This window comes from Spirochaetales bacterium (assembly GCA_016930085.1).
In the GTDB taxonomy this organism is placed as follows: domain Bacteria; phylum Spirochaetota; class Spirochaetia; order SZUA-6; family JAFGRV01; genus JAFGHO01.
In genome coordinates, this window is sequence record JAFGHO010000008.1 from 32799 (window position 1) to 47848 (window position 15050).

A 15050-nucleotide genomic window follows, 5' to 3' on the forward strand; every position below is an offset into this window, starting at 1 on the left:
CGTTATCATAGCGCCGGATACGGGATGGAATTTCAACGGCTGTTGTTATCATGAATGTCGTACTCATGAACATGAAAAGAGAGTGGCAATGAAAAAGGTAATCGAATATTTCGCGAATAAACCAATCTTCACGAATTTTTTAGTGATCGCCGTCTTTGTCGGGGCGGTTATATTCTGGTTTCAGACAGGGAAAGAGGAAATGCCGAATATCACGTTCGATTTTATGATGGTGTCGGCGAATTATACCGGGGCGTCGCCCGAGGATATCGAATATTATGTGACCGCTGAAATCGAGGACGCGCTTACGGGAATCAATGGGATCAGGACGATCCGGAGCACGACGACGACGGGAAACTGCAGGATTTTCGTCGAACTCGAACCGAATAATCCCGACAGACAGGAGACGATCGATGAAATCAAGGAAGCGGTCGACAAGCTTCAGTTTCCCGAAGAAGTGGAAGACACGGTACGGGTGAACGAGTTCAAGTCGAGCAACAGGTCAGTTCTGGATGTCATCCTCTACAACGATGAGGCGGAAATTCTTTCGGAGAAGCAACGGCGGGAACTCCAGGCAATGGCTGACCTTTTTTCAGAACGCCTCATCAGGCTTTCGATGGTGAGTGAGGTGAGTGTGTCGGCGGATCTCGAAGATAAAATCGATATTAATGTCATACCGGAAAAATTAAGTGAATATGAAATATCGCTTTCGGAAATACTTGCCCAGCTGAAAAGCTACAATATACGTCAGCCGGTCGGCACACTCGACAACATCGATGAAACGAGAGTCACCTATCTTGCCGAAATCAATGATCTCGATGATATCAGAAATATCATCATCCGTTCGGGATTCGAAGGCCAGCGGCTTTATCTGAAAGATGTCGCTGTCGTCAGCCGCATTTTCACCGAGCAATCTTCGATCTACAAGGTAAACGGTCATGAAGCGGTGAGGTTGAATGTCGTCAAAACGACGAACGCCGGTATTATCGAAGCGGTGGATCAGATCAAGGAAGTTGTGACCGAGTTCACATCGACGACGTTGAAGGACAGCCTCATCAAGGTTGTACTTATGGATGATGAATCATCCAGTGTGAGGGACCGGCTTACCCTCATTGTCAGCAATGGTCTTCTGGGGTTTCTCCTCCTCATCACACTTCTATTTATTTTTCTCAACTTTAAAAGCGGATTATGGGTCGCCATGGGTATTCCGTTTACCTTCAGCGTGACCATGATCTTTGCATCGCTTTTAGGTCACACGATCAACAACATGACCCTCGCAGCCGTCATTATCGTCATGGGGATGGTCGTCGATGATGCGATCGTTGTCGCGGAAAATGTTTCGCGTTTGAAAAGCCTCGGGGTTTCGACCGGGAAAGCGGTTGTGGAAGGGACGAGTCTTGTCCTGGTTCCGATTGTAGCGAGTATTACCACCACCTGTGCGGCGTTTATTCCCCTTTTCTTTTTCGAAGGCCGGTTCGGGATGATGACGAAATACCTGCCACCGATCATTTTCCTCATGCTGGGTGCGAGTCTCTTTGAAGCAGTCATTATCCTTCCGTCGCACCTCAAGCATAATTTCCCCCGGTGGGTGAGAATACTCTTTTCACTCGGAACGATATGTATTATCGAGCGAATTCGAAAAAAAAGGGGAACCGGCCCAGAGAAGAAGGTTACCCAGGCAGACAACAACAGTAATAAAGCGCACTGGTTTTTTGCCGTTGAAGATGTTTACGGCAGGTTTCTGGCCTGGATATTGAGAAAAAAAACGATCGTTCTGATTCTCTTTATCGGGCTGCTTGTCCTTTCCATTTTTCTCGTTAAGCAGATGAAATATGTCCTTTTCCCCGACGAAGAAACGACGGAGGTCATGCTGATTGGTTCAACGAAAGAAGGCATGAAAAAATACGAAACGGAAAAAAAGGTGAGGGAAATCGAGGCGATGCTTTTGCCCTATGTGGGGAAAGAGGTGGTGGGGATTACCACATCGATCGCGCGTGGAAGACGCGACGGTTCTGAAAACGAACACCGTTTTGTCGTTTTTCTCGATATCGTCTCAAAAGAAAAAAGAAAAAAAAGCGCGAACGAACTTATCGCCGATTGGGAGGCGCAGTTGGATGAGCTCGAGGGTTTCGATGAACTTTCCTTCGCAAAAAGCAGATTCGGCCAGTCGAGCGGAAGCCCGATCGATATCATCATTCAGGAGCGAAATCCGGAGAGGCAAAAGGATATCGCATCGGAAATTCTCGAGGTGATGGAAAGGGTTCCCGCGCTTATAAACGCAGAAATCGAGCGGAGTCCCTCCGAATCTGAAATAAAAATTTATACCGATCCGGAACTGCTGGGCAAACTCGATGTAAAACCCGAAACAATCGCCTCGACCTTGAAAATCATTCTCATCGGCGCGCGTGTGTATATCTTTCAGGAAGAGAACAAGGATATCGATGTCACTCTCACCATCGAGCAGGAAGTCAAACAAAACATCGAACGGGTATTGCAGATACCGGTGCAAAACGCAAGCCGTTACCTTATCCCCCTGAAAGACCTGACCTGGCTGCAGCGGATCGAAAGCCCGAATGCCATCAACAGACTCGACGGGTTGCGGGTTCTGCATGTGTATGCCGATTTGAAAGAGAAAACAGACGCAATGGAAAAGAATACCGCGACTTCGGGAACGCCTTCCCCCGAAGAATTGAAGACCCTGATGCAAAAGGCGCGGGAAGGAGATGAAGACGCCAGAAAGGAACTCGAGCGCCTTCGGCGGGAAGGGGTCATCGAGATGCCGATGAGGCCGGACGGTACGGCCCGGCAGGCGGGAGAGAGTGAAACAGGCGCGCCGGAACGGGAAATGCTCGATCTTCCTGAAATCATGACACCCCTCGAAGTTGCGGACTATTTCGAAAAGAATGTATTTCCCGAATTGCACCGCAAATATCCGGGCGCGCAGATCAGTTTCAGCGGCGAGGTAGAAGAAACTCGTGAATCCGGTAATCAGTTTTTAATCGCGATTATCCTTATCGTTGTCCTCATTTATGTCATTCTGGCGTTATCGCTCAATTCACTGGCAAAGCCTGTCATTATCATGCTTTCGATTCCCTTTGGATTTATCGGGATTATTCTGGCTTTTCAGGCGCACGGCATTGTCGTGTACGGATTCTTTTCGATTGTCGGGGCGCTGGGACTGGCCGGCGTCGTCGTCAATGATTCGATCGTGATGCTCGACAAACTCGTACGGGAATACGGCAAGGACACCACGAACGACAGACCCTCGCTCAAGGTCGCCAGGATCGCGAAGACGCGGCTCAGGGCTGTCCTGCTGACAACGGCCACAACCGTCGCGGGCGTCATGCCGACCGCCTATGGTATCTTCGGTTACGATTCAATGTTGAGTGAAATGATGCTCGCCCTCTCATGGGGGCTTATTTTCGGGACAATGATAACATTGCTTCTTGTTCCTTCGCTGTATTGTTTTACAAAAGAGGCTGCCCTGTTTTTTAATCAATTACGGATCCCGCTTACGGCGGTGAAAGGAGACGCGCACTCATGACGGGTCACTATCTTCGCATACTGTTTCTTTTTACAAGTTTATTCTGCACCGGGACATTGTCGGCACAGGAAGCCTCATCCGGAGAAACGGCGTCGACCGTCGTCACACTGGACGCATTTATCGAAGCGGTAAGGGGCAATTCCCATTTTGAAGAAATCCTTATCGACGAGTTGTCGCTTGTCTACAATGAGATACTCAACATACCGTACAGCGACTGGATCGTCGCGTTGAAGGGCGGTTACTCACTTCAATACGAGGAGGATATGACGCACGGGTTTATCATCGATTCCTCCCTTTCGAAACTTTTTCCAGAATCGGCCACCGGTCTGTCTCTCTCATATAAACTCTCGCCGTCGGTCTCACCCATGGCTCAATACTCGTCGAATGTAACGCTCGGCGTCGAACAGGCGATCGTCAAAAACGCGTTCGGAAAGACGAATACCATGAAAAAGGAAATCGCCGGTATCGAACGGGAAATCGCCCGGTATCAGATTGTCGAAGCCTATGAAGATTATTGCGCCGCGCTGCTCGCACTCTATTACCAGTGGTATTCGGGGTACGGGAATGTCCTGAACGCCCGGCAGTCGCTTGACGACAGCAGGACATTATTGAAGAATGTCGAGGAAAAGTTTTCTTTCAAGGTAGCGAGCACGAACGACGTCAACAAAAGCCGGCTGCAGGTTCTCTCAAAACGGGAAGCGCTTATGAAAGCGGAACAGGACTATGAAGAGAAGACCATTCGTGTCGCCGAAGCGATGGGAAAGATGCGGGGGCCTGCCGGATTTCGTCCCGAGTGGAGGACGCTCGACATCGACATATCGGAATACGATAAAAAAACGGAGACGTTCATCGAAGAAAGCAGAACGTCCGGTATCCTGGACCGGCTTGCCGCCGTCAACCGGATCAACAAAGCCATCGCCATGGACGATCTTCTTCCGTCCGCCACCCTTTACGCGACCTGTTCGGTAAGCGGCAATGACCGGCTTTTTTACCCGAATACACAGCATGACATAAGGGCGGGTATCGACATCAAACTGCCCTTTCCCCGAACTCAGGGGGCCGCGTCATATAAAATAAAGGAGTTGAATCTCGAAAAAAATATCGTAAGCAGCGGGAACAAACTGCTGCTGCTCGAACGGGATCTCAGGATTCTGCTGCGTGAGATGGCGTTTCAGAAGGAGATGATCGGGCTTGCCGGTGAGAAAATAAAGCTCGCAGAAGCGATCGTGAAAGAGGAAGAAAAGAATTACCGGAACGGAAAAACGGATCTCAACAATCTCATCTCCGCCGTTAACACGCTCGAATCGAACAGGTATGCTCAAAACAATTACGCGGTGCTCCTCCATCTTTCGTATATCGAATGGCTGCGGTTGACGGACAGCCTCGTGAATGAAAAGACCGATATCGAACTGGAAAAAACAAACGAATAACACCGCAAAGCGAAACCGGCGGGGAGACGAGTGTGCGACACGGGGGGATGCTTTGGTGAATGACGTTATTTTGATGACGACAGATTGAAGACCTGAGTGAAGGTCTGGATATGGCGAGTGCTGCAGAAGGGGACATGGAGGGGGATAAGAAATATGGACGGAATGAAAAAAAATTCAGGATAAATTTTAATGGATACAAAAATCAATAGAAATAGAAGTAAATTTATTTTCAGGTATGTTTTTGAATTATGTACATAAGATATGTCGTCGGATATGATGATGAAAAATTACACCATTTAAATGGCGTTTTTTCATCAGCAAGAATTTTAAAAGATAAAGGAAAACTCTACCCCTATGAAGAAGCGTTTGTCGAAGAACTATTTGAATGGTTCAACAGGAAATTGCCTTGTCCGCCTTTTTCATCGACAAATTGGCCTGATAATGCCGTAAGCTGGTTTAAAGATACAGCACTTGAGTATATTTCAAAATTAAGAGAAATAATTGCACTTATTGAAGAAAAAGGCGTATCGGTAAGAACAATTAAAACAAGTGACCCGGGGAAAATCGTTTATGAAGATGATTTTCAGATAGTGGCGGTTAATAGAAAATATTAAATAATTGATAAAATGACAGTTGATTAACAATGCCACCGCCGTTCGGAGAACGTCCTTTGCAGGTGGATTTTTACTTGTAAAAGTTTTTATTTCGCGGTCGTCTCCAGACTTTGTAACATTTTTGCCTTGTTATTTTGATATAAGTAAATTAATATAATCATGAAAAGTGCAACTGCTTACCAATTGTTTTCCTATATTAAAAAATTGCATCGGAAAATTGTCACAATGGACAATATTAGTGGTAAATTAATAATTTATGAGTGAAAATATAATTTACAGACCTTCCATCTTATATAAAATCTTTTCCTTAAGTCTTTCTATTTTTCTTTTGGCAATTAGTATCCTGTATTTAGCCATTTTACATGAAACATACGGTATAAGGGCTATTTTTAACGGAATAATCTTTTTTGTTATTTCTTCATTTATAATAATTTCTACATTAACATGTAAAGTTATTTTAACAAAAAAGCTTTTGTTATATAAAGTTATCGGCTTTATTCTTTATCGGATCCCAGTACATCAAATTACTTCAATTCACAAAGCGACAATTCTAGGTATTTATTTTATTCATTATAAAAAGAAAAATAAAGTAAAGTATATTGGTCTCTTGTTTTATAGAAAAGCAAGAGATCTAATATTAAATCTGAAAAGAAATAATCCAGATATTGAGGTTGTAGTTGAAATGAAGATGTAGTAGATTGGTCCGACAATTTCATCTCATTTAGAATAGCTGGTTCATACCCGATGGAGTCAAAATCTTCGATTCTCTCTTGCTAACTTCAGACTTTTAAACTATAATTTCGGCAGAGTTTAAATATAGTAATTTTTTCTCATACAGAATATACATTTACTTTAATTATTTGTGCCACTTAGAGGCACTTTGTAGATAAAATGAGAATAATCCTTCTTTTTTTTCAAAGAAATAAGTATATTAAAATCTTTTGAAAAAGCATATGCTGGGATGAGTGAAGAACTTGGTGTTTAGGTATTCAAATTTCCTGATTCTCCAAGACCCTCCGTATTACTTCCTATCCCATAGGCACGTTAAAGAAAAAACGGGGACATAGGCACTCAAGACTCCCGGCTGTAACATTTGGCAGGTAACTGCCCGATTCTACCTGACAGCAATAAAAGACAATTTCTCTGTGTTCTCCGAAAGCTTTGTGAGAAACCTTGGAGAAATGGATATTGTTTCACACAGGGTGCTCAAAGGACTGACAACTCTTATTGACAATTTATTTTCTCCATCATAGTCTGTTGAAGATGTGAACTCAAGACAATTGAAGTAATGTGAAGGAGAGGCGATTTACGGAATTATGGTATCTTTAAGATTGGGATTTTTATCATCGCACGGCGGAACCAATATGCAGGCAATAATCGATGCATGCAAAAACAACACATTGAACATGACTCCTGCCGTTGTCATAAGTAATAATTCAAGATCGATGGCTTCGCAAAAAGCCAAGAATGAAAAAATTCCTTTTTATCATATCAGTTCGAAAACGCATCCGGACGAAAATGAACTGGATGTTGCAATCATGAATGCATTAAACAGGCATGACGTCGATATTGTCATTTTGGCGGGATATATGAAGAAAATCGGTAAACGAACAATTGATACGTTCAGTAATAAAATATTGAACATCCATCCCGCCTTGCTTCCGAAATATGGCGGAAACGGCATGTATGATATTTACGTTCATGAAGCGGTTTTGAGGAATAAAGAAAAGGAAACCGGTATTACAATTCATATAATTGACGCCGAGTATGATCATGGAAGGATCATCAACCAGGTGAGAATCAAGATAAACGAAAATGAAACAGCATATGATTTACAGAAACGGATATTGGAAAAGGAACATATTTTTTATGTGGAAACACTCGGGAAAATAGCAAATGGAGAACTATTGCTTGATTGAAAATTCCTATTCTCTTCCTCCGTGGCCTTTGTGCGCTTTGTGTGAAACAATATTCAATTCTTTATAGCCTCCGTATGCACCCCCTCCGTGGCCCTCTGAGTCACTCTCTCTTCCACCGTCACGTCAAAAAAAACCGGGAACACGGACGCTCCGTGCTCCCGTAATAGAGGTTTTACCCGGCTAACGAATCGACGCGAGGTACGCGTCGACCTGTTTCTGCAGTGCTTCTTTCACCTTCATGACGCCCGCGGCTTTCAATTTTTCATCGAGCAGCCCGAACGCCTCTTCGATATCCTTTACCATTCCCGCCTGGATCGGTTGCTCGTACTGCACCATGACCTGGTTGAGGGTGGCGAGCTCGGTTTTGATCGTTTCCGTGTCGACCGGCATGGTCTGGAAGATCGTCGGCACGAGGTATCCCTTGTTTTTTATATCGTTTTTCATTTTGATATAGAGATCCGTCCAGCCCGCGAACGGAAGGAGCTGGTCCTTGTTCGTGAACCAGAACCCGGCAGCGTCGGGGGGATACGTGTTGGCATCCGCTGAAAGACCTTCGGGAAGATCGATTTTGCCGTCTTTGATAACGTAGTTCGTTCCTTCGATCCCGAGGTAGACGAGGTAGTTGTAGGTCTTTTCTTCCATGATCATATCGAGCGCCTTCATTGTCACTTCCGCGTTTTTCGTTCCCGCGGCAAGCGCGACGCCGTTGTTGATGTGCGGGTCGGCGTAATAATGGCCTTTGGCGTCCAGTTCCGGAACGATCTCGATTTCCCATCCCTTCGCGATCGCGTCTGAGATATTCGCCTGGACATCCTGTGAATTCCCGATGCCCACCGCGGACTTGCCGAGGCTGAACGAATCCTTGCTCCGTACCGTATTCGCGAACACGTCCCGGTTGATGTATCCTTTATCGTACCACCGCTTCATAATGGCGGCGGCCGTTTTGTGATTTTCCAGATTCTTTCCCTCGCAATGATAGACGAGCTTATGGCCGGGGTCATTGAGGTTGTAGTCGACACCTGAGCCGGAACCTGTCGCAAAAAGAATATCGAAATAATAATCACCCAGTTCCGCCGCAAGGGCGGCGTACGGCCTGCCGATATCGTAGGATTTGTCGAGGGCCATGGGAATCATCTCGGGTTCGTTTTTCCTGATCGCCTCGAGGTACGCTTCGAGATCGGAATATTTCCTTATTTCCGGCACATTGTACTTTTTTCTCAAATCGGCCCGGATCAGGGTGACAGGAATCTTTCTGTCCGGCGTCGAAGTGGGGATCATATACATTTTGCCGTTGACCTTCATTTCGTTGTATGCATTTTTCGGGAGCGCCGCGTAATGCCGCGGCATGTACTTTTCAAGCATATCCTCCGTAATTTCCATGAATGCCCCTTTTGCCGCCTGCTGGAAATAGAACGCCCAGTTCGCCGTATATATCCAGTCGAAATCCTGTCCTGAAGCGAGTATCAGCGGATACTTTGACTGAAAATCGCCCCATCCGATATAGTTGATCTCCATTTCCGCGTTGATGTCTTTTAATAACCGCCTGTTGAGTTCTTCCATTACGGCAGGCATACCGGGGGGTGCGGCGCCGAGCAGGTATCCCCTGATTTCTACCGGTTTGTTCTCACCGCACATCATGCAGAGTATCGCCATACCGATCATGGCGATCATGATAATTCCTTTTTTTGTCAATGCTCTCATGAAAAAATTCCTCCTTTATGGTTTTTGTGTTTCTCGCGAATGAAACGATTCGTTTACAATGACCTTTTTTCTCTATGACACCTCCTTATTATTGAATATGATTGGACCGTTCTTTTCTTCACGGCAAATTATCCTTTCACCGCGCCGAGGGTCACGCCTTTGACAAAGTATTTTTGCGCGAAAACATAGAGAAAGATGACCGGGCCCGTTGAAACGACCGTCATGGCAAGTTTCAATGTTTCTTTCGGCATATTGAACGACGGAATGTTGTTGACCATATACGCGGCGACATTCACACTCGAGAGAATCTGATAGAGTACATATTGAAGGGGGTATATCGCTTCCGTATCGACGAACATCATAGCGGTCCACCAGTCATTCCAGTAGAAGAGTGCGGTAAAAAGACCGATCGACGCGAGGGCCGGTTTTGTCAATGGAAGGATGATCCTTATAAAGATATAAAAATCTCCCGCCCCTTCGATTTGCGCCGATTCGACGAGCGATTCCGGAATAGCGCGGATAAAATTTCTCAGGATTAAGATATAAAAGACGTTGAACATCGGTACGAGTAGCAGAACGAGCAGGGAATTCCGCAGATGGTAGACATTCGAGACAACGATATAGTAGGGGGCGAGTCCGCCGTTGAAAAGGGTGGTGAAATAAAGAAAAAATGCCAGTACGTTTCTGTATTTTACCGTTTTTCGTGAAATCACATAGGCGGTCATCGCGGAAATAAAGAGGGCGGCTATCGTTCCGGCGCCTGTAATAAAGATCGTCACCCCGTACGCCCGTATAATTTTCTGGGGATTTCTCAAAATCATCCCGTACGCCTCACACGCCGGTCGCCGCGGTAATACGGTATATCCCTGTGTGATTATCTCTTTTTCCGAGGCGAATGAACTTCCGATCAGAACGAGAAAGGGGAAAATCGTGATAAACCCGATTACCCCCAGGATAATGTATCCGAAAAACTGAAAAACAAGTTCGTCTTTTGCCGCTTTTAACCGTCTCAATGTTACCGTATCCTCCCTGTGTGTTGCCGCGTTTTCAGAATAACGCGTAATCCGGATTTATTTTTTTCACGATCGAGTTCACCGTGACGATGATGAGAAAACAAAGTATCGATTGATACAATCCGGCCGCCGACGCCATCCCGAAATCCTGTGTACCCAGAATGGATCTGAAAACAAGGGTATCGATGATGTCGGTTTTGTCGATAAGGATGCCGTTGTTTCCGATCAGGTTGTAAAACATGTCGAACTCGCCGCGCATGATTTTGCCGATCCCGATAAGAATGAGGATGATCATGGTGGGTTTGAGCGACGGGAGTGTAACATAGCGGACGCGCTGGAGAATACCGGCACCGTCGATACGCGCCGCTTCATAGATTTCCTGGTCGATACCCATAATCGCGGCGAGATACAGAACACTTCCGAAACCGACCCATTTCCATGTATACATAAACGGAAGAATCCACATCCAGATATCCGGTGTCGTATAGATATTGACCGGTTTTCCACCAAGGCTTTTCAGTAGATTGTTGAAAATACCATGATCGAAATGAAAAAAATTGTTTAGCATCGAAGAAATTACCACCCATGAAATAAAATACGGCAGGAACATAAACGACTGGGTTATCTTTCTGTAGTATTTTCCCCTCATGTCGGCGACCAGCACCGCCACCAGGATCGAGAAAAAGGTGTAACAGACGAGAAAAAGTCCGTTGTATATGGCGGTATTGACCGTTACCTGGAGGGCCTTGCCCGATTTGAAGAAGAACTCGAAGTTTTTCAATCCGATCCACGGACTCATCCACAGCCCGTCACGGTAATTGAACTCCTTGAATGCCATCACAATGCCTGTCATGGGAATGTAGGCAAGAAGAAGGTAATAGAGAAATATCGGGATGAACATCAGATAGAGTATTTTGTTTTTTGTCATCTCATGGATGAAACCGTTTTTATCATGTTTCTTCATTTTATCCTTCGAGATCCTTTTTCCCTCAGGGGTATGCTTTTTCGTATCATGTTACTCTATGGATGCACGGACTCCACTGTCAAGGAAACATTCTAGTGAAAAGTAATCTTCTTGTATCTTCGCTTAACGAAACTCAAACATCGCTTCAGGACTTGAAATAAACGGCTACGACGGATCCGGCCGGGAAGCGGGAGACCGCCGTTCCGGCTGCTTCCACTTGACCTTGAGTCCCCGGATGGTATAGGGTGGGGAAGGTACGCGGTATTTCATGCCGGGAAACTACGTGTGAATGAAAAAGGAGCCCTATGAAAACCGATTTTTTTTCCGGACTCACAACACGAATAGCAAAGACAGAAAGCATACTCTGCATCGGGATCGATCCCCAGCACGAACTCGATCCTGCCGATATCTATACAGGTCTCCTCGAATGGTGTAAAAAACTCATCGATAGGACCCACCGTTATGCGGCATGTTATAAACCGAATATCGCCTTTTTTGAAGCGTGGGGACACGAAGGCCTGCGCGCGCTTAAGGATGTAATCGCTTCGATCCCTGATGATATTCCCGTGATTGTCGATGCGAAACGGTCGGATATCGGGAATACGGCAAAAGCGTACGCGGCTTCACTGTTCAAGCATTTCGGGGCGGATGCGGTCACCCTCAATCCCTATCTGGGAAGGGAATCGGTGCAGCCGTTTCTCGAATACTCAGGCAGGGGGCTTTTTCTCCTCTGCAGGACCTCGAATCCGGGCGCCGGCGCCATTCAGGAACTTTCCGTTTCGGCAGCAGGGGATGAGCCCCTTCCGCTTTATCTGCGGATTGCCGGCGAGGCAGCATCATGGAGTGAACATATCGGGCTTGTGGTTGCCGGAAACGACCCCGGTTCGCTTGAAGCGGTCCGCTCCATGTTTCCACATATCTGGATACTCTCACCGGGGATCGGGGCGCAGGGAGGTGACGCCGAAGCGGCGGTACGCGCGGGAATCAGAAATGACGGGGGCGGGCTCATCATCAATGTGTCGCGAAGTATCGCCTGTGCCGATGATCCGGCGAAAAAGGCGGAAGCATACCATGGGCAATTTCGCGCGATCCTGTCAAAGCACAAGACCGATAGCGGTAAAAAGGGATCGACGATGCGGGACGAAAAGCGGATGCGCCTCGTAAAACGGATTATCGATAACGGCTGCTTCAGGACCGGCTCCTTTACCCTGAAATCCGGACTCGTCTCACCGTTTTATATCGATCTCAGACTCCTTATAGCTGATGCGGCATTGCTTTCGGATACCGCTTCCGCCTACATCGAGATTATACGGACCCTGCGGTTCAGCCGGATCGCCGGTATCCCCTTCGCAGGAATACCGATCGCGACGGTGATCGCACAGAAACTCAACGCACCGATGATTTTCCCGCGTCTACAGAAAAAGGAACATGGAAGCGGTAATATGATCGAAGGGGCTTATGAAAAAGGAGAAGAGGTTGTCCTTGTCGATGATCTGATTACCACGGGGAAAAGCAAATTCGAAGCCCTCGATATCCTCGAAGAAGCGGGTCTTGTTGTCAGGGATCTGGTGGTCCTTATCGAACGGGGAAGTTCCGGAAGAAAGGAACTGGATGAACGGGGAGTGAGGCTTCACTCGTGTTTTCGGGCGGCTCAATTTGTCAGGCTTTGTCACGAGGGCGGATGTATCCGGGATGAAGTCTATAAGGCCGTCATCGAGTTTCTGGAAAAGACATGAACGTTGAGAGTGTATGGAAATTATCGTACAGGCGCCCGCCATCCTGAAAATAGCGGTTTCTCTTCTTTTTATTCTTGTCGTTAACAGGCTGACGAAAAACCTTCTCATTGCGGTATCCGCGGCCACGGTGATGCTGGCATTCTGGGCCGGGCATTCGGTTACCGGCGCGGCCGGGATCGTCCGGACGAGGATGTCTCAGCCGGATACCGTCGCCCTTTTGATCGTCATATTCGGTGTGATATGGTTTACGACCCAGATGGCTGAAACCGGAGTGATGAAAGAGATGGTCGGCATTATCAAGAACGGCGTATCGCAGCGGTGCGCGATGGCCGTGCTTCCCGCACTTATCGGTCTTCTACCAATGCCGGGTGGTGCGCTTTTTTCCGCACCGCTTCTCGACGACTGCGATACCCGCAAATCGGTCTCACCCGGGCTGAAAGCGAGAATCAATTACTGGTTCCGCCATATCTGGGAATACTGGTGGCCGCTTTATCCCGGGGTGATCCTCGCGATCACCCTTTCGGGCCTTCCACTCTGGCAGTTCGTCCTGCTTCAACTGCCGCTCAGTGTGCTTTCCGTTCTCGCGGGAAGCCTGTTTTTATTGCGAAATATAAAACGCCCGCCTGAGATGAATGAACATGGTGAAAAAATGGATTTCCGTCAATTGTTTATCATCATCCTCCCCGTGATCGTCGTGATCGGAGTATACGCGGCGATCAGGCTGGCGATTCCCGCGCTTGCCGAATTGAATCAGTATCTTCCGATGTATATCGGCATCATTACCGCTATGATCGTTTTGCAGGTGCAGCGGCCGCTTGCGGGAAAACGGTGGATAAGGATCTTTCTTTCAAAAAAAACATTTTCCCTCGCGCTGCTTGTCGCCGTGATTCGCATTTACGGGGCGTTTATCGAGGCCCCCCTTCCGGACGGAAGGCTTATAATGGATATTATGAAAGCGGAACTGGGTACCGCCGGAATACCGCTTATTGCCGTCATCGTCATCGTCCCGTTTATAAGCGGTCTCTCCACGGGAATCGCGTTCGGTTTTGTCGGTGCGAGTTTTCCCATTGTCGTCAATATCATCGGGACGAATCCCGGGACCGGAGTTTTTCTGTCATCGATACTTCTGGCATATGCATCGGGGTATATGGGGATGATCCTGTCACCGGTTCATGTATGCTTTATCGTCACAAACGAGTATTTCAAGACGGAGCTTCTCAGGAATCTGATCAAACTCATTATGCCCGTTCTCTTTGTCCTTGCCGGTGCCTTTCTTCTCTTTTTTATGATCCGGATTGTCATTCCGTAAGAATGCGATAGTTGCTTTTCAGCGGGATAACCGTGGTGCAGGAGGTACGGCGGTAATGGTGCACGGTTTTTCGAACCCGTCAATCCCTACCGCGTCAGGAACACCGCCGGAATCCTGAATCCCGCTTTCAGAACGAACTCCTCGTCATAATAGGCGAGATCGAAAACGAACAGGTACCAGCGGAGGCCGCACATGATCCCGAATCCGAGTCTGTCCTGATCGTAATATTCATCGCCCCTCTCGTAACGGTACCTGCCTACGAGCCCGAGGAGTCCGTACACATGAATATTGACTTCCTCCAGTGCGCCGAACTCTTCATAGAACGACGAAAACCGGTAACCCGCGTAGAAGATGGTGTCCCATATCTCTGTTTCATACCCGGCCCATTCGTCCGAAAGCAGATAGGCAAAGGCGCCCGCTTCGATCATATGAAGGTCGAGGGCGTAACATGTGCCCTTCCGTATCCAGTAGATATCGACCGGTTGTCCGAACTCGTTGTACCCCGACCCGATAAACGTCATGGTCGTGTACTGCTTTTTCCCGAATGTCTCGTCCAGGACGATCCCGATACCCGCCTCGGGAATAAAGCCCGTGTAGCCGACGTCATAGCAGTACTGGACGCCGAGGTGAAAGAGAACGCTGAATCCGAAGTAGAGATCGACGAAGGCCCCGGAAGAGATCGCTCCGAGGTCGCCGAAAAGCTGGGCACTGAATACCTCGAGATCAAGATTGACTAGAGAATAATCTTCAGCATAAAGAAACGATGCTAAAAAAAGGATAATGAGAAGTGTCATGATTATTTTTTTCATAATTATGTATATCA

Annotated in this window: 10 protein-coding genes; 6 read left to right on the forward strand and 4 right to left on the reverse strand. The window is 47.1% G+C overall.

The genetic code is table 11. The features are described from left to right. Window positions 1-88: 88 nt before the first annotated feature. The 4 genes from JW881_00695 to purN all read left to right on the forward strand — a co-directional run bounded on the left by JW881_00695 (window position 89) and on the right by purN (window position 7504). Window positions 89-3541 carry an efflux RND transporter permease subunit gene (locus tag JW881_00695; GenBank protein ID MBN1696003.1) on the forward strand — a complete coding sequence of 1151 codons (3453 nt, stop codon included), beginning with the start codon at window positions 89-91 and terminating at the stop codon, window positions 3539-3541. Further along, a complete protein-coding gene (locus JW881_00700) occupies window positions 3538-4971 on the forward strand; it encodes a TolC family protein (GenBank protein ID MBN1696004.1) in 1434 nt (477 codons plus the stop codon). The genes JW881_00695 and JW881_00700 overlap by 4 nt, the downstream gene beginning before the upstream one ends. Window positions 4972-5219: 248 nt before the next feature. Beyond that, on the forward strand, window positions 5220-5585 hold the full coding sequence (locus JW881_00705) for a hypothetical protein (GenBank protein ID MBN1696005.1): 366 nt from the start codon (window positions 5220-5222) through the stop codon (window positions 5583-5585). A gap of 1316 nt (window positions 5586-6901) precedes the next feature. Beyond that, a complete protein-coding gene (gene purN, locus JW881_00710; GenBank protein ID MBN1696006.1) occupies window positions 6902-7504 on the forward strand; it encodes a phosphoribosylglycinamide formyltransferase in 603 nt (200 codons plus the stop codon). A gap of 180 nt (window positions 7505-7684) precedes the next feature. Here purN and JW881_00715 read toward each other — a convergent pair whose 3' ends face one another. The 3 genes from JW881_00715 to JW881_00725 form a co-directional block, all read right to left on the reverse strand. Beyond that, entirely contained in the window at window positions 7685-9205 is a 1521-nt protein-coding gene (locus tag JW881_00715) for an extracellular solute-binding protein (GenBank protein MBN1696007.1), read from the reverse strand. Between the two features lie 128 nt (window positions 9206-9333). Continuing rightward, window positions 9334-10218 carry a carbohydrate ABC transporter permease gene (locus JW881_00720; GenBank protein MBN1696008.1) on the reverse strand — a complete coding sequence of 295 codons (885 nt, stop codon included), beginning with the start codon at window positions 10216-10218 and terminating at the stop codon, window positions 9334-9336. A gap of 34 nt (window positions 10219-10252) precedes the next feature. Further along, window positions 10253-11182 carry a sugar ABC transporter permease gene (locus JW881_00725; GenBank protein MBN1696009.1) on the reverse strand — a complete coding sequence of 310 codons (930 nt, stop codon included), beginning with the start codon at window positions 11180-11182 and terminating at the stop codon, window positions 10253-10255. Between the two features lie 305 nt (window positions 11183-11487). Here JW881_00725 and pyrF point away from each other — a divergent pair, with 305 nt between their 5' ends. After that, window positions 11488-12918: an orotidine-5'-phosphate decarboxylase gene (pyrF, locus tag JW881_00730; GenBank protein MBN1696010.1), complete on the forward strand. Its 1431-nt coding sequence runs from the start codon at window positions 11488-11490 to the stop codon at window positions 12916-12918. 13 nt (window positions 12919-12931) lie between these two features. Continuing rightward, window positions 12932-14227 carry a DUF401 family protein gene (locus JW881_00735; GenBank protein MBN1696011.1) on the forward strand — a complete coding sequence of 432 codons (1296 nt, stop codon included), beginning with the start codon at window positions 12932-12934 and terminating at the stop codon, window positions 14225-14227. A gap of 86 nt (window positions 14228-14313) precedes the next feature. Here JW881_00735 and JW881_00740 read toward each other — a convergent pair whose 3' ends face one another. Next, window positions 14314-15036: a hypothetical protein gene (locus JW881_00740; protein ID MBN1696012.1), complete on the reverse strand. Its 723-nt coding sequence runs from the start codon at window positions 15034-15036 to the stop codon at window positions 14314-14316. Window positions 15037-15050 lie beyond the last annotated feature (14 nt).

Coding starts and splice junctions, on each gene's coding strand:
- JW881_00695 (MBN1696003.1), top strand. CDS start 89: ATGAAAAAGGTAATCGAATATTTCGCGAATAAACCAATCTTCACGAAT.
- JW881_00700 (MBN1696004.1), top strand. CDS start 3,538: ATGACGGGTCACTATCTTCGCATACTGTTTCTTTTTACAAGTTTATTC.
- JW881_00705 (MBN1696005.1), top strand. CDS start 5,220: ATGTACATAAGATATGTCGTCGGATATGATGATGAAAAATTACACCAT.
- purN (MBN1696006.1), top strand. CDS start 6,902: ATGGTATCTTTAAGATTGGGATTTTTATCATCGCACGGCGGAACCAAT.
- JW881_00715 (MBN1696007.1), bottom strand. CDS start 9,205: ATGAGAGCATTGACAAAAAAAGGAATTATCATGATCGCCATGATCGGT.
- JW881_00725 (MBN1696009.1), bottom strand. CDS start 11,182: ATGAAGAAACATGATAAAAACGGTTTCATCCATGAGATGACAAAAAAC.
- pyrF (MBN1696010.1), top strand. CDS start 11,488: ATGAAAACCGATTTTTTTTCCGGACTCACAACACGAATAGCAAAGACA.
- JW881_00735 (MBN1696011.1), top strand. CDS start 12,932: ATGGAAATTATCGTACAGGCGCCCGCCATCCTGAAAATAGCGGTTTCT.
- JW881_00740 (MBN1696012.1), bottom strand. CDS start 15,036: ATGAAAAAAATAATCATGACACTTCTCATTATCCTTTTTTTAGCATCG.